Source organism: Oryzobacter telluris, from assembly GCF_043099285.1.
GTDB classification, from domain to species: domain Bacteria; phylum Actinomycetota; class Actinomycetes; order Actinomycetales; family Dermatophilaceae; genus Oryzobacter; species Oryzobacter telluris.
The window spans coordinates 1,300,693-1,322,794 of the sequence record NZ_CP170723.1 but is presented as its reverse complement, the minus strand read 5'-3'; the positions used below and the strand labels follow the sequence as shown (position 1 = coordinate 1,322,794).

The 22,102-nt window shown below is 73.4% G+C and carries 23 protein-coding genes; 10 read left to right on the top strand and 13 right to left on the bottom strand.

What is annotated here, in order from left to right; genetic code table 11:
- The gene (locus ACFLFB_RS06010) at positions 1 to 1,185 is read right to left on the bottom strand and encodes a 5-(carboxyamino)imidazole ribonucleotide synthase (RefSeq protein WP_392544801.1); all 1,185 of its coding nucleotides are present in this window, start codon (positions 1,183 to 1,185) and stop codon (positions 1 to 3) included.
- Positions 1,186 to 1,224: 39 nt separating this feature from the next.
- On the opposite strand from ACFLFB_RS06010, the gene ACFLFB_RS06005 reads away from it, so the two are divergent.
- The gene (locus ACFLFB_RS06005; RefSeq protein ID WP_392544800.1) at positions 1,225 to 1,704 is read left to right on the top strand and encodes a GtrA family protein; all 480 of its coding nucleotides are present in this window, start codon (positions 1,225 to 1,227) and stop codon (positions 1,702 to 1,704) included.
- On the opposite strand, the gene ACFLFB_RS06000 is transcribed toward ACFLFB_RS06005, so the two are convergent.
- Genes ACFLFB_RS06000 through ACFLFB_RS05980 form a run of 5 tightly spaced genes read right to left on the bottom strand, consistent with a single transcriptional unit; the run spans position 1,701 to position 5,625 of the window.
- Positions 1,701 to 2,036 (bottom strand): hypothetical protein, encoded by a 336-nt coding sequence (locus tag ACFLFB_RS06000; protein ID WP_392544799.1) that lies wholly within the window; start codon positions 2,034 to 2,036, stop codon positions 1,701 to 1,703. The genes ACFLFB_RS06005 and ACFLFB_RS06000 overlap by 4 nt on opposite strands.
- 11 nt (positions 2,037 to 2,047) lie before the next feature.
- Positions 2,048 to 3,070 carry a sensor histidine kinase gene (locus tag ACFLFB_RS05995; RefSeq protein WP_392544798.1) on the bottom strand — a complete coding sequence of 341 codons (1,023 nt, stop codon included), beginning with the start codon at positions 3,068 to 3,070 and terminating at the stop codon, positions 2,048 to 2,050.
- A 2-nt stretch (positions 3,071 to 3,072) separates the two neighbouring features.
- The gene (locus tag ACFLFB_RS05990; RefSeq protein ID WP_392544797.1) at positions 3,073 to 3,747 is read right to left on the bottom strand and encodes a response regulator transcription factor; all 675 of its coding nucleotides are present in this window, start codon (positions 3,745 to 3,747) and stop codon (positions 3,073 to 3,075) included.
- A 14-nt stretch (positions 3,748 to 3,761) separates the two neighbouring features.
- On the bottom strand, positions 3,762 to 4,844 hold the full coding sequence (locus ACFLFB_RS05985; protein WP_392544796.1) for an adenylate/guanylate cyclase domain-containing protein: 1,083 nt from the start codon (positions 4,842 to 4,844) through the stop codon (positions 3,762 to 3,764).
- 10 nt (positions 4,845 to 4,854) lie between these two features.
- Positions 4,855 to 5,625, bottom strand: coding sequence for a biotin--[acetyl-CoA-carboxylase] ligase (locus tag ACFLFB_RS05980; protein WP_392544795.1), 771 nt, complete (start codon positions 5,623 to 5,625; stop codon positions 4,855 to 4,857).
- 23 nt (positions 5,626 to 5,648) lie between these two features.
- On the opposite strand from ACFLFB_RS05980, the gene ACFLFB_RS05975 reads away from it, so the two are divergent.
- On the top strand, positions 5,649 to 7,277 hold the full coding sequence (locus tag ACFLFB_RS05975) for an acyl-CoA carboxylase subunit beta (RefSeq protein ID WP_392544794.1): 1,629 nt from the start codon (positions 5,649 to 5,651) through the stop codon (positions 7,275 to 7,277).
- The gene (locus tag ACFLFB_RS05970; protein WP_392544793.1) at positions 7,277 to 7,501 is read left to right on the top strand and encodes an acyl-CoA carboxylase epsilon subunit; all 225 of its coding nucleotides are present in this window, start codon (positions 7,277 to 7,279) and stop codon (positions 7,499 to 7,501) included. The genes ACFLFB_RS05975 and ACFLFB_RS05970 overlap by 1 nt, the downstream gene beginning before the upstream one ends.
- Positions 7,502 to 7,511: 10 nt before the next feature.
- Here ACFLFB_RS05970 and ACFLFB_RS05965 read toward each other — a convergent pair whose 3' ends face one another.
- A complete protein-coding gene (locus ACFLFB_RS05965) occupies positions 7,512 to 8,180 on the bottom strand; it encodes an MOSC domain-containing protein (protein ID WP_392544792.1) in 669 nt (222 codons plus the stop codon).
- A gap of 81 nt (positions 8,181 to 8,261) precedes the next feature.
- Here ACFLFB_RS05965 and ACFLFB_RS05960 point away from each other — a divergent pair, with 81 nt between their 5' ends.
- Together ACFLFB_RS05960 and ACFLFB_RS05955 are read left to right on the top strand one after the other, a co-directional pair.
- Entirely contained in the window at positions 8,262 to 9,947 is a 1,686-nt protein-coding gene (locus ACFLFB_RS05960) for a DUF885 domain-containing protein (RefSeq protein WP_392544791.1), read from the top strand.
- A 49-nt stretch (positions 9,948 to 9,996) separates the two neighbouring features.
- Positions 9,997 to 11,901, top strand: coding sequence for a cation:proton antiporter (locus ACFLFB_RS05955; RefSeq protein WP_392544790.1), 1,905 nt, complete (start codon positions 9,997 to 9,999; stop codon positions 11,899 to 11,901).
- Between the two features lie 10 nt (positions 11,902 to 11,911).
- Here ACFLFB_RS05955 and ACFLFB_RS05950 read toward each other — a convergent pair whose 3' ends face one another.
- Entirely contained in the window at positions 11,912 to 13,003 is a 1,092-nt protein-coding gene (locus ACFLFB_RS05950; protein WP_392544789.1) for a winged helix DNA-binding domain-containing protein, read from the bottom strand.
- 24 nt (positions 13,004 to 13,027) lie between these two features.
- On the opposite strand from ACFLFB_RS05950, the gene ACFLFB_RS05945 reads away from it, so the two are divergent.
- Positions 13,028 to 13,696, top strand: coding sequence for a Maf family protein (locus ACFLFB_RS05945; protein WP_392544788.1), 669 nt, complete (start codon positions 13,028 to 13,030; stop codon positions 13,694 to 13,696).
- 16 nt (positions 13,697 to 13,712) lie between these two features.
- On the opposite strand, the gene ACFLFB_RS05940 is transcribed toward ACFLFB_RS05945, so the two are convergent.
- Positions 13,713 to 15,269, bottom strand: a complete 1,557-nt coding sequence (locus ACFLFB_RS05940; RefSeq protein WP_392544787.1) for an acyl-CoA carboxylase subunit beta — start codon at positions 15,267 to 15,269, stop codon at positions 13,713 to 13,715.
- On the bottom strand, positions 15,266 to 16,453 hold the full coding sequence (locus ACFLFB_RS05935) for an acyl-CoA dehydrogenase family protein (protein ID WP_392544786.1): 1,188 nt from the start codon (positions 16,451 to 16,453) through the stop codon (positions 15,266 to 15,268). Before ACFLFB_RS05935 ends, ACFLFB_RS05940 begins: the two co-directional genes overlap by 4 nt.
- 102 nt (positions 16,454 to 16,555) lie before the next feature.
- Between ACFLFB_RS05935 and ACFLFB_RS05930 the strand changes: the two genes are divergently transcribed.
- Positions 16,556 to 16,960 carry a MerR family DNA-binding transcriptional regulator gene (locus tag ACFLFB_RS05930; RefSeq protein ID WP_392544785.1) on the top strand — a complete coding sequence of 135 codons (405 nt, stop codon included), beginning with the start codon at positions 16,556 to 16,558 and terminating at the stop codon, positions 16,958 to 16,960.
- Between the two features lie 13 nt (positions 16,961 to 16,973).
- Here the strand turns inward: ACFLFB_RS05930 and ACFLFB_RS05925 are convergent, their stop codons facing one another.
- Positions 16,974 to 17,435 carry a nitroreductase/quinone reductase family protein gene (locus tag ACFLFB_RS05925; RefSeq protein WP_392544784.1) on the bottom strand — a complete coding sequence of 154 codons (462 nt, stop codon included), beginning with the start codon at positions 17,433 to 17,435 and terminating at the stop codon, positions 16,974 to 16,976.
- A gap of 84 nt (positions 17,436 to 17,519) precedes the next feature.
- On the opposite strand from ACFLFB_RS05925, the gene ACFLFB_RS05920 reads away from it, so the two are divergent.
- Positions 17,520 to 18,179 (top strand): TetR/AcrR family transcriptional regulator, encoded by a 660-nt coding sequence (locus tag ACFLFB_RS05920; RefSeq protein WP_392544783.1) that lies wholly within the window; start codon positions 17,520 to 17,522, stop codon positions 18,177 to 18,179.
- A 9-nt stretch (positions 18,180 to 18,188) separates the two neighbouring features.
- Here the strand turns inward: ACFLFB_RS05920 and ACFLFB_RS05915 are convergent, their stop codons facing one another.
- Positions 18,189 to 18,806, bottom strand: coding sequence for a TetR/AcrR family transcriptional regulator (locus ACFLFB_RS05915; RefSeq protein WP_392544782.1), 618 nt, complete (start codon positions 18,804 to 18,806; stop codon positions 18,189 to 18,191).
- Positions 18,807 to 18,895: 89 nt separating this feature from the next.
- On the opposite strand from ACFLFB_RS05915, the gene ACFLFB_RS05910 reads away from it, so the two are divergent.
- A complete protein-coding gene (locus ACFLFB_RS05910; RefSeq protein ID WP_392544781.1) occupies positions 18,896 to 19,327 on the top strand; it encodes an SgcJ/EcaC family oxidoreductase in 432 nt (143 codons plus the stop codon).
- Position 19,328: 1 nt separating this feature from the next.
- Positions 19,329 to 20,012 carry a hypothetical protein gene (locus ACFLFB_RS05905; protein WP_392544780.1) on the top strand — a complete coding sequence of 228 codons (684 nt, stop codon included), beginning with the start codon at positions 19,329 to 19,331 and terminating at the stop codon, positions 20,010 to 20,012.
- A gap of 142 nt (positions 20,013 to 20,154) precedes the next feature.
- On the opposite strand, the gene ACFLFB_RS05900 is transcribed toward ACFLFB_RS05905, so the two are convergent.
- A complete protein-coding gene (locus ACFLFB_RS05900) occupies positions 20,155 to 21,948 on the bottom strand; it encodes a SpaA isopeptide-forming pilin-related protein (protein WP_392544779.1) in 1,794 nt (597 codons plus the stop codon).
- Positions 21,949 to 22,102 lie beyond the last annotated feature (154 nt).

The following is a 22,102-nucleotide window of genomic DNA, read 5'->3' as shown; positions in this document are numbered from 1 at the left end:
TCACTCGGTCACCACTCCCTGGATGTAGTCCGCGGCGTGCCCCGCCCGCTCGCGCAGGTCCTCGAGGTCGTCGCCGGAGACGTTGACGTGTCCGATCTTGCGGCCCGGGCGCACGCCCTTGCCGTACAGGTGCACCTTGGCCTCGGGGTCGCGCGCCATGACGTGCCGGTAGGTGGGGTACAGCTCGGGGTAGTCGCCACCGAGGACGTTGGCCATCACCGTCCACCGGGCCAGCGGCCGCGGCGAGCCGAGCGGGAGGTCGAGGACGGCGCGCACGTGCTGCTCGAACTGCCCGGTCACGGCGCCGTCCATCGACCAGTGGCCCGAGTTGTGCGGGCGCATCGCCAGCTCGTTGACGACGAAGGAGGGAGTGCCGTCGGGGCCCTCGACCTCGAACAGCTCGACGGCCAGCACGCCGGTGACGTCCAGCTCGCCCGCGACCCGCAGGCCCGCGTGCACGGCGGCGGCCGCCAGGCCCGGGTCGAGGTCGGGGGCGGGCGCGAGGACCTCGGTGCAGATGCCGTCGGTCTGCACGGTCTCCACGACCGGCCAGGCCGTGGCCTGCCCGGACGGGCTGCGGGCCACGAGCACCGCCAGCTCGCGGCGGAACGGCACCCGCTCCTCGAGGAGGAGGCCCGTGCCGTCGGTGGCGGCGCGCTCGAGCCAGTCGGCGAGCTCGTCGGCCGAGCCGACCACCCGCACGCCCTTGCCGTCGTAGCCGCCGCGGGGCGTCTTGGCCACGACGGGCCAGCCGACCTCGGACCCGAAGGCGGTGACGTCGGACGCGGTCGCGGCCCGGGCCCAGCGCGGGCACGGGATGCCGAGGTCGGTGAGCCGCTCCCGCATCGCCAGCTTGTCCTGGGCGAAGCGCAGCGCGGCCGGCCGCGGGTGCAGCTCGACGCCCTCAGCCACGAGGAGGTCGAGGACGTCGGCCGGCACGTGCTCGTGGTCGAAGGTGACGACGTCGCACTGGCGGGCGAAGGCCAGGACGGCCTGCGCGTCGGTGTGCTCCCCCACCGGCGAGCTCGGGACGACGAGGGCCGCGCTGGCGTCCTCCGCCTCGGCGAGGACGCTGAGGGTGATGCCCAGCTCGGCGGCCGGGCCGGCGCACATCCGGGCGAGCTGACCGCCTCCGACGATGCCGACGACGGGGAAGCCGCCCGGGGCGCGACGTGGTGTGGTCACGCGGCGAGGATACCGACCGTGCACTTGTAGGCTCTGCGGGTGCCCACCGCCGCCCCTCCCCCGACGACGCGTGGCGTCGGCCACCTCGTCGAGCGGATGCGCGGCGCCATCGGCGTGCTGTACCGCGAGGTCATCAAGTTCGGGGTCGTCGGGGCGCTCGCGTTCGTCGTCGACCTCGGCCTGGCCAACGTGCTCTGGCACACCGTGCTCGCCGACAAGGTCACCACGGCCAAGCTGATCTCCGGCGCCGTCGCGACCCTGGTGGCGTGGATCGGCAACCGGCAGTGGACCTTCCGGCACCGCCGCAGCCGCCCGGCGCATCACGAGGTCGCCCTGTTCTTCGGTGTCAACATCGTCGCCCTCGGCATCGCGGCGATCACCCTGTTCGTCTCGCACTACGGCCTGGGCTACGAGTCACGCCTGGCCGACAACGTGGCGACGATCGTTGGCATCGGCCTCGGGACGCTCTTCCGCTTCTGGGCCTACCGCAAGTTCGTCTTCTCGCTCGAGCCGCTCTAGTCCTGACCCTCGGACCGCAGGATCGCCGGCGGCCGCTTCTCGCTCAGCCGCAGCGCGACCAGGGTGAGGAGCAGGAACGGGACCACCAGGGTCCACGCCGTCCCCAGGGCGCCGGCGACGCACCCGACGACGGTGAGCCACAGCGACGGCCGCCGGTGCCGCGTGGCGAGAAGGGTGCCCGCGAGCACGCACGCGCCACCCCCCACCAGCGACCCGAACCAGAACGCCAGCCCGCCGTCGCCGCTGGTGAGCACCCGCACCGTCTCGGCGACGCCGAAGGCGACGAGCAGGGCGCCCATGACGATCCCGAACCACCAGAGCCGGCGTCCCACGGCGGGCGCCCTCAGCTGGCGGCGGAGAGGAAGAGCGCGAAGAGCGGCGGCTTGGCGCGCACCAGCTCGAGGCGGCCTCCGGCGGCCTCCGCGAGGTCACGGGCCAGCGACAGGCCCAGCCCGCTGCCCGTCGACGACACCGACCGCTCGAAGATGTGCGGCGCGAGGGCCGGCGCGACGCCGTCACCCTCGTCGGTGACCTCGATGACGACCGAGGGGCCGGCGCGACGGGCCGCGATCTCGACCGTCCCGCGACCGTAGGCGAGCGAGTTCTCCAGCAGCGTGGTGAGGATCTGGCCGAGCGCCACCGGGGTGGCGCGCACCTGGACGCCGCGCTCGCCGCTGATCTTCACGCTGCGGCGGGCCCCGGCGAAGGCCGGCTGCCACTCGCGCTGGAGGGAGGCGAGGACGGAGTCGAGGGAGACCGCGGGGTTGGTGTCGACGCCGCTGCGGGTGCGGCTCATGAGGTCGTCGACGACCTTGCTCAGCCGCTCGACCTGGCCGATGGCGATGGTCGCCTCCTCGGCGACGACCTCGGGGTCGTCGGTGGCGGCGATCTCCTCCAGGCGCATGAGCAGCGCGGTGAGGGGCGTGCGCAGCTGGTGTGAGGCGTCGGCGGCGAAGTCGCGCTCGGAGGCCAGGCGCTTGGCGCTCTGCTGCGAGCCCCGGGCCAGGGCGAGGTCGAGCCGGTCGATCTCGACGATGCCGGACTTCATCGGGACGGGCTTGGGGTCGGCCGACCCGCGGTCGGCGCGCTCCCCGAGGGTGGCGAGCAGCCCGGAGACGAGGTCGGCCCGCTTGTCGGCGACGAACTTCGCGACGCCGAGCGAGATCACCGACGCCGCGACGACGGCTCCGAGGAGCGCCGCGATGACGAGCGGCGTGGGCGGCGTGCCGTCGAGGGAGTCGGCGTCACCGGCGAGGGACGCGAGGGGGTCACCGGGCCAGAGCAGCAGGCCCGCGACGACCCCGCCGACGAGGACCGAGGTGATGCCGACCGCCTGGGCGGCCGTGAGGACGAGGACGCGACGCACCCTCACTCCTCCGGGGCGTCGAAGCGGAAGCCGACACCGCGGATGGTCGTGATGTAGCTGGGGTGGGCCGCGTCGTCACCGAGCTTCTTGCGCAGCACCGAGATGTGCATGTCGAGCGTCTTGGTGGAGCCGTACCAGGCGGAGTCCCAGACGTCGCGCATCAGCTTCTCGCGGGAGACGACCTTGCCGTCGTTGGCGACGAGCACCTTGAGCAGCTCGAACTCCTTGCCCGTGAGCTGGACCTCCTGGCCGCGCAGGAACACGCGACGGCCCTCGGGGTCGATCCGGACCAGGGCCTCCGGTGGGGCGTTCTCGACGATGCCGCGCCGCAGCAGCGCCCGCGCGCGGGCCAGGAGCTCGGCGAGGCGGAACGGCTTGGTGACGTAGTCGTCGGCACCGGCGTCGAGGCCGACGACCGTGTCGACCTCGTCGGCGCGCGCGGTGAGGACGAGGACCGGGACCGTGCTGCCCTCCTGCCGCAGCCGGCGGCACACCTCCAGACCGTCCATCTTGGGAAGTCCGAGGTCGAGCACGAGGAGGTCGGGGTTCTGGAGCGCCTGCTCCAGGGCCGACTCGCCGTCCGTGCAGACGTCGACGTCATAGCCCTCGCGCCGTAGCGCGCGGGCGAGCGGGTCGGAGATCGCGGGATCGTCCTCCGCCAGCAGCACCTTGGTCATGCGCTCGATCGTAGTCACGCGGGGTCGGTGCGTGAGGCTTGACCACGCCCTCCGGGCGCTCTTTGCAGTTCGTGCAGCGTGAGGACGCCGATGCCGCGCAGCATCCGACGGCGTTGTTCGGTCGCCGTGAACCCCGACACCTCGCCCAGGCCACGGGCCATGTCGTCGTCGACGTAGACCTTCCCCGACGGCGTCACGGCGGTGATCCGGCTCGCCTTGTTGACCGTGAGGCCGAAGACGTCGCCGAGCCGGGAGACCACCCGGCCGTGGGCCAGACCGACCCGCACGGGAGGGAGGAGCTCGTCCTCGGCCATGGCGTCGACGAGGTCGAGGGCGATGGCGGCGGCGCCCGCAACCTCCTTGTGCACGAAGAGCACCTCGTCCCCCACCGTCTTGATGACGCGCCCCCCGTGCTCGGTGATGACGTCGCTCGCCAGCAGCTCGAAGCGCTGCACCAGGCGCGCGAGCTGCCGCTCGCTCATCCGGCGCACGAAGCTGGTGAAGGAGACGAGGTCGGCGAACCCGACGACGCGGTAGGGGGCCGAGGGGTCCTGGCGCACGGCGGGGTCGGCGTCGGCGAGCATGCGGGCGATGGCGTTGGTGAGGTGGCGGCGCCAGACGTAGACGAGCAGCGGCTCGATGTCGTCGGCGATGTCGGCGAGCAGGGTCGCGGCGTCGGCGGCGATGCGGGGCTCGGGCGCCGACCTGCTGTCGCGCCCCTCGAGCTCCTCGGAGAACGGCGAGGTCAGCGACTCGGCGACGAGCTGGGTCTGCCACACGGCGAGCCGGTCGGAGGTGCGGGCGAAGGCACGGGTCATCCCCAGGGCCAGCTCCTCGGTGACCTGGCCGTCGTGGATGAGGGTCGCGACGCGCTTGAGGGCCTGCAGGTCGGCCTCGGTGAACATCGCGTCGTCGTCCTCGACGTTCTGGAACCCCATGGCGTGCCAGAAGCGGCGCGCGGTGGCCGGCTCGACCCCGGCTCCCTCGGAGACCTCCCGACGGCCCATCGACGCCGGGCGCCCGAGGAGGGCGCGCTCGGCGCGGCCGGCGAGGTCCTCGGTGGTCTCCGGGTGCTCGGGGTGCTCGGCGGCGGGCATCCGGCTCCTCTCAGCGCGACCTGACGTGGACGACGTCTCCGGCGGACACGGCGACGGTGCTGCCGGCCGCCGTCCGCACGGTCAGTCTGCCGTCATCGTCGACCCCTGTCGCCGTTCCGGAACGGACCCGGCCACCAGGTTCGTGGACCTCGACCTCGCGGCCGATCGTGCCGCACGCCCGCACGTACTCGGCACGGACCTCCCCACCCGGTCCGGTGTCGTCGCGCAGGAGGCGCGCGAGGTGGCGCAGGTAGGCGGTGAGCAGGGTGGCACGGTCGACGTCGGGGGCACCGGCGGCGCGCAGCGAGGTGGCGGTGTCGAGCGGCAGGTCCTCGCGGGCGGTGTCGACGTTGAGGCCGGTGCCGACCACGACGCCCTCCGGCGACCACTCGCACAGGATGCCCGCGAGCTTGCGGTCGCCGTCGGCGGGGACGAGGACGTCGTTGGGCCACTTCAGGCTCGTCGCCAGGCCCGCGACCTCCTCGACCGCGTGGCGCACGGCCAACCCGGTGAGCAGGGGCACCCACGACGGCCCCGAGGCCGGCGGCGGGACGAGGACGGAGACCGCCAGCGCGGTGCCGGGGGTGGTCGTCCAGGTGCGCCCCAGGCGGCCGCGGCCGGCGTCCTGGTGCTCCGCGACGACGACCCGCCAGGGGGTCGGCGCACGCCGGACCTCGTCGTTCGTGGAGTCCACCCGGTCGAGCACCTCGACCTCCTGCCAGGGCTCTCCGGGTGTGACGAACGCCGCGTCCAGCGGCAGGTTTCGAGGGTTCTGGCTCACGCCCGCAAGGCTAGGCTCGCGACATGTCCACGAGCGACACCCACACCATGGGCGGCACCGACGTCCCCGCGGACATCGACACCACGACGACGGCCGGCAAGCTGGCCGACCTCAAGCGACGGGTCGCGGAGGTCGCCAACGCGGGGTCGGAGCGGGCGGTTCAGAAGCAGCACGCGCGGGGGAAGAAGACGGCCCGCGAGCGCCTCGAGCTGCTGCTCGACGAGGGCTCGTTCGTCGAGATGGACAAGTACGCCCGGCACCGCTCGGTCGCCTTCGGCCAGGACGCGAACCGCCCCTACGGCGACGGCGTCGTCACCGGCTACGGCACCGTCGACGGGCGCACGGTGGCGGTGTTCGCGCAGGACTTCACGGTGTTCGGCGGCTCGCTGGGGGAGGTCTTCGGCGAGAAGATCTGCAAGGTCATGGACTTCGCGATGAAGGTCGGCTGCCCCGTCATCGGCCTCAACGACTCCGGCGGGGCGCGCATCCAGGAGGGCGTGGTCTCGCTCGGCCTGTACGGCGAGATCTTCCGCCGCAACGTCCACGCGTCCGGCGTCATCCCGCAGATCTCGCTCGTCATGGGTCCGTGCGCCGGCGGGGCCGTCTACTCCCCCGCGGTCACCGACTTCACCGTGATGGTCGACCAGACCTCGCACATGTTCATCACCGGCCCCGACGTCATCAAGACCGTCACCGGCGAGGACGTGGGCATGGAGGAGCTCGGCGGGGCGCGCACCCACAACACCAAGTCCGGGGTCGCGCACTACATGGGCACCGACGAGGACGACGCCATCGAGTACGTCAAGGCGCTGCTGTCCTACCTGCCGAGCAACAACATGGAGGACGCCCCCGTCTTCGGCGGCGAGAACGACCTCGAGGTCACCGACGACGACCGCGTGCTCGACACGCTCATTCCCGACAGCCCGAACGTGCCCTACGACATGCACGTCGTGCTCGAGTCGGTCCTCGACGAGGGCGAGTTCCTCGAGGTGCAGCCGCTGTTCGCGCCGAACCTGGTCGTCGGGTTCGGCCGGGTCGAGGGACGGGCCGTCGGCATCGTCGCGAACAACCCGATGCAGCTGGCCGGCACCCTCGACATCGACGCCTCCGAGAAGGCCGCGCGCTTCGTGCGCACCTGCGACGCGTTCAACGTCCCGATCCTCACGTTCGTCGACGTCCCCGGCTTCCTGCCCGGCACCGACCAGGAGTGGGACGGCATCATCCGGCGCGGCGCGAAGCTCATCTACGCCTACGCCGAGGCCACCGTCCCGCTCGTCACGGTCATCACCCGCAAGGCCTACGGCGGTGCGTACGACGTCATGGGCTCCAAGCACCTCGGCGCCGACATCAACCTCGCCTGGCCCACGGCCCAGATCGCGGTCATGGGCGCGCAGGGAGCGGTCAACATCCTCTACCGCAAGGAGATCGCCGCGGCCGCCGAGCGCGGCGACTCGGTGGAGGAGGCGCGCGCCGGCTTCATCCAGCAGTACGAGGACGCCCTCGCCAACCCGTACGTCGCGGCCGAGCGCGGGTACATCGACACCGTCATCACGCCGTCGAACACGCGGATGAACGTCACCAAGGCGCTGCGGGCGCTGCGCACCAAGCGCGAGACCCTGCCGCCGAAGAAGCACGGGAACATTCCCCTCTGATGTCCGACGCCACGAGCCCCGCCCAGACGCCGGAGATCCGGGTGCTCGGCGACGCCACGCCCGAGGAGGTCGCGGCGGTCGTCGCCGTGCTCACGGCCGCGTCCGCCGGCGGTGACGGCTCGGACGGGCAGCGCCCCGGGTCGAGCTGGGCGTCGCGCGCTGCCGTGCTGCGCACCCCGGTGCCCCACGGCCCCGGCGCGTGGCGCACCACCCTGCGCCCCTGACGCGCCGACGTCAGGAGGGCGGGGTCCGTCGGGCGAGCCTGCGCTCGAGGTCGGCGTGGTCGACGTCGCCGAGGACGTGGGCGTCGAGGACGCGCCGCGCCTGCTCGAGGTCACCGGTGAAGGCGCGGAAGGCGTCCGGAACGGTGATGCCGTGGGTCGGCCGGGAGACCACCTCGACCGCGTCCCCGCCGGTGATGGTGCCGGGCTCGACGACAGCGAGGTAGGCGCCGGTGCGCCCGCGCTCGGTGAACCGCCGAACCCAGCCGCGCTCCCCCATCCAGGCCGCGAACGTCGCGCAGGGGATCCGGGGCCCGGCCACCTCGAGGACGGCGGATCCCACGGACCACCGCTCCCCGATGAGGGCGCCGTCGACGTCGAGGCCCTCGGTGGTGAGGTTCTCGCCGAACCCGCCGTCGGCGAGGTCGCGGCCGAGCTCGCCGCCCCACCAGTCCAGCTCCTCGCGGGCGACGGCGTACACCGCCTGCCGCGAGCCGCCGTGGTGCTTGCGCGAGACCACGTCGTCGCCGACGACACCACTGCCCAGGCCACCCTTCCTGGGACCCGGGTCGCGCACCTCCACCGTCGCGACCGGCCGCTTGTCGATGGCCGTGTCGCGCCCCCTGGGCTCGATGCCGGCGCGCGGCCTGCCCACGTTGACCGACCTCACTCGCGCGTCCATCCCCGAAGGCTAGGCGACCTCGCCGACACGGCCGGAAACCCGGGGGCGCCACGTCGGAGCCCTCGGGTAGCGTCCCGACCCGTGACCGAGACCGCCGTGAACCGCCAGCCCACCGCCGTCGACGCCGTCGCCGACGCCCACTTCGCCGCCGTCGTCGAGGCCAGCCCGATCGAGGCCACGTACCTCGGCGTCCCGGGTCGCGACGACGACCTCGACGACCTGTCGCCGGACGGGTACGCCCACCACGCGCAGATCGCCCGCGACACCCTCGCCCGCCTCGACACCGCCGAGCCGGTCGACGACGTCGACCGCGTCACCGTCGCCGCGATGCGCGAGCGGCTCGGTCTCGTCCTGGAGACCCACGAGGCCGGCTACGACCGGATGGAGCTCAACGTCCTCGCGTCGCCGCTCCAGGGCGTGCGCGACGTCCTCGACCTCATGCCCACCGACACGCAGGACCAGTGGGCCACCATCGCCGCCCGCCTGTCGAAGATCCCGCGGGCGCTCGGGCAGTACGCCGACACCCTGCGCGAGTCGGCCGACCGCGGCCTGGTCACCCCGCGCCGCCAGGTGGTCGAGTGCGTCAAGCAGTGCGACGACCTCACGGCCGCCGACGGCTTCTTCGCCTCCTTCCTCGAGGGCGCCCGCGCCGGTGACGCCCCGCTCGACGACGCCGTCGCCGCCGACCTGCGCCGCGGCGTCGAGGCCGCCGCCCAGGCGTACCGCGACACCGGCGCCCGCCTGCGCGAGGACCTCCTCGACCGCGCGCCCGAGTCCGACGCCGCCGGCCGCGAGCGCTACGAGCTCGCCTCGCGCCAGTTCCTCGGCGCGAAGGTCGACCTCGAGGAGACCTACGCCTGGGGCCAGGAGGAGCTCGCCCGCATCGAGGCCGACATGCGTGCCACGGCCGAGCGCATCCTGCCCGGCGCGTCGGTCAAGGAGGCCATCGCGCAGCTCGACCAGGACCCCCGCTACGTCCTGCACGGCACCGACGCCCTGCGCGAGTGGATGCAGGGCAAGGCCGACGAGGTCATCGAGAACTTCGCCGACACCCACTTCGACATCCCCGGCCCCGTGCGCACCATCGAGGCCCGCATCGCCCCCACCCAGACCGGCGGCATCTACTACACCGGCCCCAGCGACGACTTCGCGCGCCCCGGGCGCATGTGGTGGTCGGTCCCCAAGGGCGTCACCGAGTTCGGCACCTGGCGCGAGCTCACCACCGTCTACCACGAGGGCGTCCCGGGCCACCACCTCCAGGTCGCCCAGACCGTGTACCGCCGCGAGCTGCTCAACAAGTGGCGCCGGATGATGTGCTGGACCAGCGGTCACGGCGAGGGCTGGGCCCTGTACGCCGAGCGCCTCATGGCCGAGCTCGGCTACATGGACGACCCGGGCGACTACCTCGGCCTCCTCGACGGCCAGTCGCTGCGGGCGGCCCGCGTCGTCCTCGACATCGGCGTCCACTGCGGCTTCGAGGCCCCGGCCGAGGTCGGCGGCGGCGCGTGGGACTACGACAAGGCCTGGGCCTTCCTCGACTCCCACGCCAACCAGGGCGAGGAGATGCTCCGCTTCGAGCTCAACCGCTACCTCGGCTGGCCGGGCCAGGCGCCCAGCTACAAGATCGGCGAGCGGCTCTGGCTCCAGCTGCGCGACGAGGTGGCCGCCCGAGAGGGAGACGCGTTCTCGCTCAAGGACTTCCACCGTCGCGCCCTCGACGTCGGGTCGGTCGGTCTCGACGTGCTGCGCGAGGCCGTGCTCGGCTGACAGCGGACACCCCTCGCCCGCGAGGCGATCGACGAGGCAGGATCCTCTCGTGGAGATCGCCCTGCTGCTCGTGGCCGTCGTCCTCGTCGTCATCCTGGTGAGCCGGGTGGCGGCCCCGCTGCCGCTGCCCGCCCCGCTCGCCCTGCTGGCGGCGGGCGCCGTGCTGTCGTTCGTCCCGGCCGTGCCGGAGGTGCGGCTGTCCAGCGAGGTGGTCCTCCTCGGGCTGCTGCCGCCGCTGCTCTACGCGGCGGCGCTGTCGACCTCGCTCATCGACATCCGGACCTTCCGCGCGAAGATCCTCAGCCTGTCGGTGGGGCTGGTGCTGTTCACCGCGCTGGGCGTCGGCCTGGTCGCGTGGCTGCTGCTGCCCATCCCGTTCGCCCTCGCGGTCGCGCTGGGCGCCATCGTCTCCCCACCGGATGCCGTGGCCGCCACCGCGGTCGCGCGCCGGATCGGCCTGCCGCGCAACATCACGACGATCCTCGAGGGTGAGTCGCTCCTCAACGACGCCACCGCCCTCGTCGCGCTGCGCACCGCCCTCGCCGCGGCCGGGCTGGCCGCCCACGGAGCCGGCTCGCACGACAGCGGCCCCGCCGACGTCACCGTGATGTCGGTGGGCCTGGACCTCGTCGTCGCCTCCCTCGGCGGCGTGGCGATCGGGGTCGTCGCGTTCCTCCTCGTCGGCACGCTGCGACGCCGGCTCACCGAGGTCCCCGCCGACACGGCCCTGTCGTTCGTCGCCCCCTACCTCGCCTACGTCCCCGCCGAGCAGGTGGGCGCGTCCGGCGTCCTCGCCGTCGTCACGGCCGCGCTGCTCCTCGCCCACCGGGCCACGGCCATCCAGAGCGCGCCGTCGCGGCTGTCCGAGCGGGTCAACTGGTCGAGCATCACCTTCGTCCTCGAGAACGCGGTCTTCCTCCTCATCGGCCTGCAGATCTCCTCGCTGCTCTCCGACGTCGGCACCGAGAACCTCGGCCGCACCCTGCTCGTCGGGCTCGCGGTGCTCGGCACCTGCCTGCTCCTGCGCCCCGTGTGGATGATCGGCCAGGCGCTGGTCTACCTCGCCCTGCAGCGCACCGACCCCGAGGTGCGACGGATGCGGCTGCGCGGCTCGGTCGTCGGCTCCTGGGCCGGGATGCGCGGGGTGGTCACGCTGGCCGCCGCCCTCACCCTGCCCGAGGAGACACCGCTGCGGGCCGAGCTGCTCGTCATCGCCCTCGTGGTCACCGTGGGCACCCTCGTGCTGCAGGGCATGACGCTGCCCGTGCTCGCGCGCGCCCTCGACGTCCGCGGCCCCGACCCCCGCGAGGACGCCCTCCAGGAGGCGACGGTGCTCGGCGCGACGACGGGCGCCGGGCTGCGCCTCGTCGAGGGCGACCCGGAGGCCGACCCCGTCGTCATCGGGCTGCTCCAGACGCAGGCGACCGCCCGCGTCAACCGCGCCTGGGAGCGCCTGGGCGCCCTCGGCCCCACCGACGACGAGACCCCGAGCGAGGCCCAGGCCCGCCTGCGCACCTCGATGATCCGCGAGGAGCGCTCCGAGCTGCTGCGCATCCGCGACGCCGGCCAGGTCGACCACGCGGTGCTCACCTCCATCCTCGGCCAGCTCGACGCCGAGGAGACCGCGCTCGGCTGGGCGGCCACCCGCAGCGCGGTGCTGCGCGAGTCGCCGCTGCGCCCGCCCGACCGCATCGCGAGCGGCTGCGAGCACCTCACCGCCACCGAGAAGCCCGTCCCGCCGAAGACCGCCGAGGGGTGTCCGACGTGCCTGGCCGAGGGGATGCGCTGGGTGCACCTGCGGGTCTGCGCGCACTGCGGCGCGGTGGGGTGCTGCGACTCCTCCGAGGGCAAGCACGCCTCGGCGCACTTCCGCGAGTCCGGCCACCCCGTGATGCGCAGCCTCGAGCCCGGCGAGGCGTGGCGCTGGTGCTACGTCGACGAGGTCCTGGGCTGAGGGTCGCTCCTCAGGCGGTGGCGACCTCGACGTCGCCGGGGGTGCCGTCGGCGAGGAACGCCGCCAGGGCCCTCCCCTCCTCCACCACGGCGTCGGCCTCGCTGGGCGTCAGCGCCCGCAGCAGCTCGATGCCCACCGTCACCGGCCCGTCGGCGACGGGCCTCCTGGGCACCCACACGGCCGCCACGCGCCCGTCGACGAGGACGAACCGCGCGCCCGAGACCGACAGCCCCCGGTGCTCGTCGTCGATGACGCGGCGCCGGTCGTCGTAGCCGAGGACGGTGTTGTCGAACGCCGGGAGGAAGCGCACCGGCACCTCGGCGTCCTCCATCGGCAGCGTGCCGTCGGCGACGTCGAGCAGCTCGCGCCCCGACTCGTCGCGGTACGACACGAGTGTGGGCCGCAGCTCCTTGACCACGGCGGGCAGGCCCGGCACGCCGCACCACGCGCGCAGGTCCGAGCTCGAGGCGGGACCGAACGCGCGCAGGTAGCGGACGACCATCGAGGCGAGGACGTCGGGCGGCGACGCGGGCTCCTCGCCGAGCCAGGCCCCCACGGTCGTGAGCCGGGCCGGTGCCGTCCTCCCCCACACTCCGCGCGGCGGCACCTGGACGAGCGGCACGAGGCAGGTGAGGGCGTCGCCGAGCCAGCGGGCCTCGACGTGCGGCCAGCGCACCCCGACCTCGCGGGCGACGTCGGTGCCGGTGCGGGGCTCGGCGGCGAACAGCGGTGTGGCGAGGGCGGTGAGCGCGTCGAGGTCGACGCCCTCGAGGGTGCGCCGGTGGATGCCGAGCATCTTCGTCAGGAGCATCCCCTGGTGCGCCGGGCGCAGGGCGAGGCAGTCGGCGGCGGTGTGGAGGTGCAGGGTGCGACGCATCGTCAGCGTGCGCACGAGGGTGCGGTCCTCCAGGCCCGCCACCAGGCTCAGCGGGTCGAACCCGGCGAGGCGCGACCACAGCCCGGTGTACGGCTCGAGCGGCTCCTGTGCCTGGAGGCCGACGAGGTGCGTCACGGCCTCCTCGACCCCGAGGTCGTGCCGCCGCAGGAGGAGCTGGCGGTCGAGGGTGGCCAGGGTGAGCTGCCGCCGGTCGAGGGTCTCCACGAGGGCGAGGCTACGGTGGTCCGCGTGACCGACGCTCCCCCGACGCTGCTCCTCGCCTCCGCCTCCCCCGCCCGCCTCGCCACCCTCCGCAGCGCCGGCGTCGAGCCGCGGGTGCGCGTCTCCGACGTCGACGAGGACGCCGCGGTCGCGGCGGCCGAGGCGGTCCACGGGACGCTCGAGGCCGCCGACGTCGCCCTCCTGCTCGCCCGCGCCAAGGCCGAGGCCGTCGTCACCGCCCTCGAGGACGACGACGAGGACGGCCCGCTCGTCCTCGGCTGCGACTCGGTGCTCGAGCTCGACGGCGACGTGCACGGCAAGCCCGCCGACGCGGCCGAGGCCACCGCCCGCTGGCACCGGATGCGCGGCCGCAGCGGCGTCCTCCACACGGGCCACTGGCTCGTCGACACCCGCGAGCCCGAGGACGGCGGCACCGGCGGGATGGTCGGCGGCACGGCCACGACCACCGTCCACTTCGCCGACCTCAGCGACGCCGAGGTCGAGGCCTACGTCGCCACCGGTGAGCCGCTGCGGGTCGCCGGGGCGTTCACCCTCGACGGGCTGGGCGGCCCCTACGTCAGCGGCATCGAGGGCGACCCGCACAACGTCGTGGGCGTCTCGCTGCCGCTGCTGCGTGACCTGCTGCGCGAGCTCGGCGTCGCCTGGCACGACCTGCGCGAGCCGACCGCCGGCTGACCCGGCGGCAGGGTCGTCAGACCGGAGGGACGTCGCGCCGCTTGTCGGCGAAGTGCCGGTCGCGCCGCGCGGCGTAGCGCAGCCGCCGGAGCAGCTCGCGGCGCAGCTCGTCGGCCTCGACCACCTGGTCCAGGACGAGGTCGGCGGCGAGCCGCTCGAGGTCGACGTCCTCCTCGTACTCGGCCCGGCGGGCCGCCACGAACGCGTCGCGCGCCTCCACGCCCTCGGCCGCCTCGACCTCGGCGATCTTGTTGGCGTACACCGCGTTGACGGCCGCCTCGGGCCCCATGACGGCGATCCGGGCGGTGGGCAGCGCGATGGTCGCGTCGGGGCCGAACCCGGGCCCGCCCATCGCGTACAACCCGGCACCGTAGGCCTTGCGGATGACGACGCAGAACTGCGGCACCGTCGCCGACGACACGGCCGAGACCATCTTGGCGCCGTGCCGGATGATGCCGCCGCGCTCGACCTCGGAGCCGATCATGAAGCCCGGGACGTCGGCGAGGTAGATCAGCGGCACGGAGAACGCGTCGCACAGCCAGATGAAGCGCGCGGCCTTGTCGGCGGAGTCGGAGAACAGCACCCCGCCCTTGACCATCGAGTTGTTGGCCACGATGCCCACGGTCTCGCCGTCCATCCGGCCGAACCCGATGACGAGCTCGGCGGCGAAGAGCGGCTTGACCTCGAAGAAGCTGTCGGCGTCGACGAGGCCGTCGATGACCTCGTGGACGTCGAAGGGCTGGCTCTCGCGCTCGGGGACGGTGGTGCGGGTGAGCTCGACCGCCGGCTTCTCGGGGTGGTACGTCGGCAGCGGCGAGCGCCAGTTCTCGGGCAGGTACGACAGGTAGAGCCGGGCGAGCTCGATCGCCTCGGCGTCGTCGTGGGCGAGCAGGTCGCCGACCCCGGAGACGGTGCAGTGCATGCGTGCGCCGCCCATCTCCTCGAGTGACACGGTCTCGCCCACGACCATCTCGGCCATGCGCGGGCTGCCGAGGTACATCGACGCGTTGCCCTCGACCATGATGATGACGTCGCAGAAGCTGGGGATGTACGCGCCGCCGGCGGCCGACGGGCCGAACAGGCAGCAGACCTGCGGCACCTTGCCGGACAGGGCGACCTGGTTGTGGAAGATCCGGCCGGCGCCGCGGCGGCCGGGGAACATCTCGACCTGGTCGGTGATGCGGGCGCCCGCGCTGTCGACGAGCCACACGACCGGCAGCTCCTCGCGCAGCGCCGTCTCGGTGGCGCGCACGATCTTCTCCACCGTGCGCGCACCCCACGAGCCCGCCTTGACGGTGGGGTCGTTGGCGATGACGACGACCGGGCGGCCGTCGACGGTCCCGCGCCCGGTGACCGCGCCGTCGGCCGGGAGGCCCTTCGCGAGGGCGTTGGCGAACCGGCCGTCCTCGACGAACGAGCCGTCGTCGAGGAGGAGGGAGAGCCGGTCGCGGACGTAGAGCTTGTTCTGCTTGGCGAGCTTGGCCGCGGCGGCCTCGGTGGGCCGGGCCGACGCCTCGAGGGCGGCCTCGAGGCGACGGCGGACGTCCCCGACGCGGGGGTCGCCCTCGGTCATGACGGCAGCCCGAGCGCCTTGGCGATGACCATGCGCTGCACCTCGGAGGTGCCCTCGCCGATCTCGAGGATCTTCGCGTCGCGGTAGAACCGGGCCACCGGGTACTCCTCCATGAAGCCGTTGCCGCCGAAGACCTGGGTGGCGATCCGGGTCGCGGTGACCGCGGCCTCGGAGGTGTAGAGCTTGGCGACGGCCGCGGCCTGCTTGACGTCGGCGACCGAGCGGCGGCCGGCCTCCTGCTCGTCCTTGAGCCACGCGGCGCGGTAGGTGAGCAGGCGTGAGGTCTCCTCCATCACGGCCAGGTCGGCGATGGGGAACGCGACGCCCTGGTTGACGCCGATCGGCTTCCCGAACGCGGTGCGGGTCCTGGCGTACGCCGTGGTCTCCTCGCGCATCCGGGTGATGAGGCCGAGCGCCAGCGCGCTGATGGCGATGCGCCCGTCGTCGAGGGTCTTGAGGAACTGGCGGAAGCCGTGGCCCCGCTCGCCGAGGAGGTTCTCCTCGGGGACCCGGCAGCCGCTGAAGGACAGGCCGTGGGTGTCGGAGATGTTCCAGCCGAGCTTGTCGTACGCCGGCTCGACCGTGAATCCCGGTGTGCCGGAGGGGATCATGATCGCCGAGATCTCGGGGCGGCCGTTCTCGTCGGTTCCGGTGCGGGCGGTGACCGTGACGACCGAGGTGATGTCGGTGCCCGAGTTCGTGATGAACGCCTTGGCGCCGTCGACGACCCAGTCACCGCCGTCGAGGACGGCCTTGGTGCGCGTGGCCCCCGCATCGGACCCCGCGTCGGGCTCGGTGAGGCCGAAGCCGGCGAGGGCGCGGCCCGCGACGAGGTCGGGGAGGAAGCGCTCCTTCTGGGCGTCGGAGCCGTAGGTGAGGATCGGGTTGATGCCCAGGCCCACGCCGGCCGAGAGCGTGATGCCGATCGACTGGTCGACCCGGCCGAGCTCCTCGATGGCGATGCACAGGCTGGTGAACGCGCCGCCGTCGGCGTCCTCGAGCGAGCCGCCGTACTGCTCGGGCACGACGAGGCCGAACAGGCCCAGCTCCCCCATCCGCGGGACGAGGTCGGTCGGGAAGTGGTGCGCGCGGTCCCACCCGGCCACGTGCGGCTCGACGGCCTCGGTGGCGAACTCGCGCACGACGGTCCGGAAGTCCTCGTGGTCCTTGCTCAGCTCGAACATGGGCGCTCCTTCGCGCAGGGGGCCCGGGCGCCCGGGTCACGGGGCTCGGCGTCGTGGTCACGTTCTTGACGTTGACGTCAACGTAAAGCAATACTGCCCGGTATGCCAACCTCCACTGCCACCGAGGCGCCGACCCGGTCGATCGCCCAGGTCGCCGAGGAGTTCGGGGTCACCCACCGCACGGTGCGGCACTACGAGGAGCTCGGCCTGATCTCCCCCGAGCGGCGCGGCACCACCCGGGTCTACCACCGGCGCGACCGCACCCGGCTCGGCCTCATCCTGCGCGGCAAGCGGCTCGGGTTCCCGCTCGAGGAGATCCGCACGATCATCGACCTCTACGACGCCCCCCGTGGCAAGCGCAGCCAGCTCGAGTACGTGCTCGACCAGATCGACGAGCGGCGCACCGACCTCGAGCAGCGCCGCCGCGACCTCGACGCCGCCCTGTCCGAGCTCGACGAGTTCGAGCGCCGCTGCCGCACCGACCTGCGCCAGCTGCCGCGCGCCTGACGCGCTCCGACCGTCAGGCCGGACGCCGCTCGAGGACGACCACGGTCGTCGGCCTCCCCCGCAGCGCCGCCATGGCGTCGAGGTCGGTCGCCCACCCGCGCACCCCGCGGATCCGGTCCCAGAGGCGCGCCTGCTCCTCGGCGTCCGCCGCCCGCCCGCGCACGGCCACGGTCCCGTCCACGGTCTCGACCAGCGCCTCCGGCTGCGCCTGGAGGTTGCGCCACCACTGCGGCTCGGCGGCGTCCCAGCCGTTCATCGCGAGCGTGACGAACGCCGACCCCTCCTCGACGTAGCAGAGGATGACGGCCCGCTCGCGTCCCGAGGTGCGGCCCACCGCGCGCAGCCGAAGCATCCCGGCGAGGTCCGGGCGCGGGGCGCGCAGCCCCAGCCGGCCGGCGCTGGCGCGGTGGAGGGTCCGGTGACCGCTCCAGACGGTCGTGATGACCCAACGGGGCGGGAGAAGGGTCCTGGCCATCGCGGCCTCCTGGGTCTGGTGATTTCTACGGTGTAGAACTCTGGACTCTACGCCGTAGAACGTCACCGCGCTAGGGTCGCGGTCATGCCGTCGCCCCGCCGCACCCGCGTCGCCGAGCCGCTCTCGGTCGAGCGGATCGTCGAGCGCGCCGTCGAGCTCGCCGACCAGGGCGGGCTCGACGGCCTGAGCATGCGACGCCTCGGCGCCGAGCTCGGGGCCGACCCCATGGCCGTCTACCACCACGTCGCCGACAAGGCCACGCTGCTCGCCCTCATGGCCGACCGCGTCGTGGCCGAGATCGTGCCGGTGGTCGAGGGACCGTGGAGCGACGCCCTGCGCGGGACGGTCCTCGCCGCGCGGCGCGTCGTCCTGCAGCACCCCTGGGCCGCCCGCGTCCTCGTCGACGTCGTCGAGCCGGGCGCGGCCACGCTGCGGTACGTCGACACCGTCTTCGGCATCCTGCGCGGCGGCGGCCTGTCGGTCGAGCTGACGCACCACGCCGTCCACCTCCTCGGCAGCCGGCTGCTCGGCTTCAGCCAGGACCTGTTCGACGACAAGGCGGCGCCGCGTCCGGACAGCGCAGCGCGTGAGGAGGCCGCGGCCCGGTTCGCGCAGGCCCTCCCCCACATCGCCGAGATGGCGAGGGCCGCGAGCCACGAGGGCGACCTCGGCGGCTGCGACGACGACGCCGAGTTCGCGTTCGCGCTCGACGTCGTCATCGAGGGCCTCGCGCGCCGGGCCTGAGCCCGACGCTCAGGCGAGCAGGAGCTCGGCCAGCGCCCCGGCCCACAGCTCCTCGACGTCCGCGGGGGCCCAGCCCCGCTCCGTGACCGCGACGTCGAACGCCCACGGGGACACGACCATCTCGTAGACCGCGAGGGCGCGGTCGACGTCGATCCCCCTGCGCCACACCGACGTCGGCCAGGACGAGAACAGCTGGCGTCGCTGCCCGTCACCGCGCCGGCGCCCCTCGTCGTAGGCGTCGCCCAGCTCGGGGTGCTGGCGCCGGCCCTCGGCCAGCACCCGCAGGACGTCGCCACCGCGCTCGAAGAGACGCCGGTCGAAGGCGACGAACGCACCGAGCTGCGCCCGGGGGTCGCCCGCGTGCTCGGTCAGCTCGGCCACGGCCCGCGCGACGTCGGCCTCCTCCTCCGCGGCGTCGATGAGGGAGACGGCCAGGCCCGCCTTGCTGCCGTAGACGTTGTAGACGGTGGCCTCGGAGACCCCCGCGGCGACGGCCACGGACCGCACGCTCGTGCCGGCCCAGCCGCTCTCGAGAAATGCCCGGCGGGCCTGCGCCGCGATGACCGAGCGCGTCTGCCGGGCCTGCTGGTCGCGGAGCTCGGAGCGGTACGTGCGGGGCTGGCTCATGCGACCACTGTACAGAATCGCTGAGTGTGTCTATATTCGTTAGAGTACTACCGTAATCAATCATCAGATACTCACCGAAAGGCACGTCCATGACCACCACCACCTCACCCTCCGCCGCGGAGGTCGCCTCCGGTCCGGGGACCGTCGCCCTCGACGTCCTCGGCCGGCTCCAGTCCGCCTGGAACGCGGCCGACGGTGACGCGTTCGGCGCCGTCTACACCCCCGACGCCACCTTCGTCACGGTCCGCGGTGAGCTCGCCCGCGGGCGTGACGCCATCGCCACGGGCCACTCGGGCATCTTCACCACGATCTACGCCGGCAGCCACAACGAGATGGAGCCCGTGTCGGTCCGGGTGGTCGGCGAGGACACGCTCGTCGTCGTCTCGGAGCACACCCTCCGGGTGCCGGTGGGTCCGCTCGCCGGGACCCACACCTCCCGGGCGACCAACGTCGTCACGCGGGAGGCCGCCAGCGGCGCCTGGTTCGTCGCCGCCACCCACAACACCCTCGTGCAGGCCTGAGATGACGACGACGACCACCGCCCGCTCGGCCCGCACCCTGACCACGCCCTCCCCCTCCTCGGTCCGCCCGGCGGCCCTCACCACCGGCGCCGGGGGGCTGCTCCTCGGCGCCGGCGGCCAGCTCCACCCGCGGGGGTCGGGGGCCACCGTCGACGCCTACCTGTCCTCGATGCTCGGGGACCCGGGCTGGGCGACCTCGCACGTCCTGCTGCTGGCGGGCACGGTGACCACGACCATCGGGCTGGCCCTGCTGCGTCGCTCGGGAGCCACCGGCCCGCGGGTGGCGCCCTGGCTGCTCGCCGCCGTGGTGGGCTGGGCGGTCGCCGCGCTCGAGCTCGTGCCCCACCTGTTCGCCGTGAACGACGCGGAGGCCCTCGCCCACCACGGCGACACCCCCGTGCTCGACCTGCACCTCCTCGCCCAGGTCGTGGCGACACCGGCCCTCGGGCTGACCGCCGCAGCCCTGGCGGTCGCGGTCGCCCGCGCCGCGGGGACCTGGCCGGCCCGGCTCCTCGCCGTCCCGGGGGTGCTCGGCGGGCTGGGCTACGCCGCCGCCGGACCGCTCGTGGCGACCACCCACGACCTCGCGGTGACCCCGCTGTTCGCGCTGCAGGCCGGCGTGGCCGTCTGGCTCGTCGGGACCGCGGTCCGGCTCCTCGCGGGTCGGCGCGCACCGGCCGCCTGACTCGCAGCCCCGAGCACGGTGCGGGGCCGGTGTCCCGCCTCGAGACACCGGCCCCGCTCGCCCGGCCCGTGATATCCGGTCACGGTCCGTGCGTGGTCACCTCAACTGCATGAGAGGCGACCCGTTCGTCATCGACACCGCCTCAGGGAGCCAGCGGGGTGAAGTCGATGCGCTGCTGCTCCGCCGTGCACGAGCTGACCACGCCGTTGTTCGACGCGCTGGTGGACGCGAAGGTCACGAGCCACGAGTAGGTCCCGTCCGCCGTGACGAACGTGCTCTGGTTGGTCGTGTCGTACGGACCGTTGCCGTTCACGGTGATCGTCGGCTCGGTGTAGAGCGCGGCGCCCGAGCACGTGGCGTTCGCGAAGAGCTTGAACACCAGCGTGCCGGTCAGCGTGCCGAAGCCGTCCGAGAGGGTGGCCCGGTCGTTCGGGAGGAGCTTGGGAACCGTGAGGATGCTCGGGTTCTTCTTGTTCTCGAACGTGACGGGGGTGGCACCGGCGGCACAGGTCCCGGCGGTGGTGACGTTGACCGTCTGGGGCGGGCCGCCCGTGTACCCGGCGGGCACCTGGGTCTCCACCACGGTGTAGCTGCCGAGCAGGAGGTCCTGGATGCAGAACACCCCCGTCTGGCCGGCGACGGCCGGGATCGAGGTCTGGTCGGCCGTGGTCGCCGGGTCACCGTCGGCGTCGAGGGCGAAGGCGGCGCCGGCGAGCGCCGTCGCCGTCCCGGCCACGACCTTGGTCACCTTGATGGCGCCCTTCTGCTGCCGGTTGACGTACGTGCAGGTCACGTCGCCGCCACCCGCGAGGGTGATGGTCGCGACCTTGCCCGACGTCAGGGTGCTGGTGCCGTCACCGGTCGAGGTGCACGTCAGGCTCTCGAAGTCCCACCCGCTCGGGTTGGCACCCTCGGTCACGGTGTACCCACCCGACGGCACGTTGATGCACGTCTCGGTGTCGGTCGCCGCGTCATTCAGGGAGAAGGTCGCCGGCGTGGCGTCAGCGGTGCACACCATCTCGGAGCCCGCGAGGGTCGAGGTGAAGGGGAAGGCCTGGCTGACCCCGCCCGGGTTCGTGTGCTTGATGACGGTCACCGTGCCGCAGTTGGTGATCGGCGGTGCCGTCGCGAGGATCGTGTCCTTGTAGTCGGCACTGTCCGAGTTGCCGGTCACCGTGCTGGGGATGGTGTTGGCGAACGTCCGGCACGTCGAGCTGCCGCCGAAGACCGTGTCCGTGAGGTTGACCGCGGCCTCACCACGGAAGCCGTCGGAGCTGTACTGGGCCTGGGACACGGCGCCGTCGAGGAGCTGCGGGGCACCGAGGACGAGGTTGGAGGCGGTACCGCCCCACGTCCTCAGGTAGAGGTCACGGCTGCCACCCTGCTGGTCCCAGAGGATGATGAAGTCGCCGAGCGTGCGCCCGGCCCAGGGGTTGCAGCTCGCGACGAGCTGCGCCTCGGTCGCCGTGTCGTAGGCGCAGCCGGTGGGAACCGGGTTCTGCATGAACTCGTAGGCGATGAAGCCGCTACCGCTGTTGGCGTCGCGCTCCCAGGCGAAGTACAGCCAGTCCTTGTTGTTCTCTCGTTGGGTGTCGAGCCAGGCTCGACGCAGGTCGACCTGCCCGTTGGGGTTGGTCAGCCCGAGGGTGGGGACGGCGTCGCTGTGGATGACGCCGATCTTGGTCGTGTTGGAGTTCAGGGGGCCGAGCTCCTTGACGTTGCCCTCGGGGTCCTCGAGCTGGGTGGTCCCGGCGTCGGGGACGCTGCCGTCGATGGAGAACGGGCCGTCCGCCGCCATCGCGGCCGGAGCGGCGATGAGGGTGATGGGGGCCAGGACGAGGGCCGCCACGAGGGACAGGGCGGCGCTGCGCCGCCGGGACCGGGCTCGGCGCGGTCGGGTGGGGTTCGCGATGGATCGCAACACGGACGTGGACATGCGGGTTCCTCCGGAGGGCCTGGATTCGGTCGACGACGAACCAGAGGCGATGGTCCGCGTGACGCGCCGGTACGCGTCCAGACCGCGTCCGGGTCAGGGACCCCGCGAAGGGACCGGGTGCGGTGGTGGTTGCCCACCGATGGGTGATCCTGCC

Bases quoted from the DNA above. Each gene is read 5' to 3' on its own strand.
- ACFLFB_RS05915 (WP_392544782.1), bottom strand. From the start codon at position 18,806: ATGAGCCAGCCCCGCACGTACCGCTCCGAGCTCCGCGACCAGCAGGCC.
- ACFLFB_RS05930 (WP_392544785.1), top strand. From the start codon at position 16,556: ATGCCAACCTCCACTGCCACCGAGGCGCCGACCCGGTCGATCGCCCAG.
- ACFLFB_RS05910 (WP_392544781.1), top strand. From the start codon at position 18,896: ATGACCACCACCACCTCACCCTCCGCCGCGGAGGTCGCCTCCGGTCCG.
- ACFLFB_RS05920 (WP_392544783.1), top strand. From the start codon at position 17,520: ATGCCGTCGCCCCGCCGCACCCGCGTCGCCGAGCCGCTCTCGGTCGAG.
- ACFLFB_RS05970 (WP_392544793.1), top strand. From the start codon at position 7,277: ATGTCCGACGCCACGAGCCCCGCCCAGACGCCGGAGATCCGGGTGCTC.
- ACFLFB_RS05905 (WP_392544780.1), top strand. From the start codon at position 19,329: ATGACGACGACGACCACCGCCCGCTCGGCCCGCACCCTGACCACGCCC.
- ACFLFB_RS05985 (WP_392544796.1), bottom strand. From the start codon at position 4,844: ATGCCCGCCGCCGAGCACCCCGAGCACCCGGAGACCACCGAGGACCTC.
- ACFLFB_RS05935 (WP_392544786.1), bottom strand. From the start codon at position 16,453: ATGTTCGAGCTGAGCAAGGACCACGAGGACTTCCGGACCGTCGTGCGC.
- ACFLFB_RS05940 (WP_392544787.1), bottom strand. From the start codon at position 15,269: ATGACCGAGGGCGACCCCCGCGTCGGGGACGTCCGCCGTCGCCTCGAG.
- ACFLFB_RS05965 (WP_392544792.1), bottom strand. From the start codon at position 8,180: ATGGACGCGCGAGTGAGGTCGGTCAACGTGGGCAGGCCGCGCGCCGGC.
- ACFLFB_RS05900 (WP_392544779.1), bottom strand. From the start codon at position 21,948: ATGTCCACGTCCGTGTTGCGATCCATCGCGAACCCCACCCGACCGCGC.
- ACFLFB_RS05990 (WP_392544797.1), bottom strand. From the start codon at position 3,747: ATGACCAAGGTGCTGCTGGCGGAGGACGATCCCGCGATCTCCGACCCG.
- ACFLFB_RS05925 (WP_392544784.1), bottom strand. From the start codon at position 17,435: ATGGCCAGGACCCTTCTCCCGCCCCGTTGGGTCATCACGACCGTCTGG.
- ACFLFB_RS05975 (WP_392544794.1), top strand. From the start codon at position 5,649: ATGTCCACGAGCGACACCCACACCATGGGCGGCACCGACGTCCCCGCG.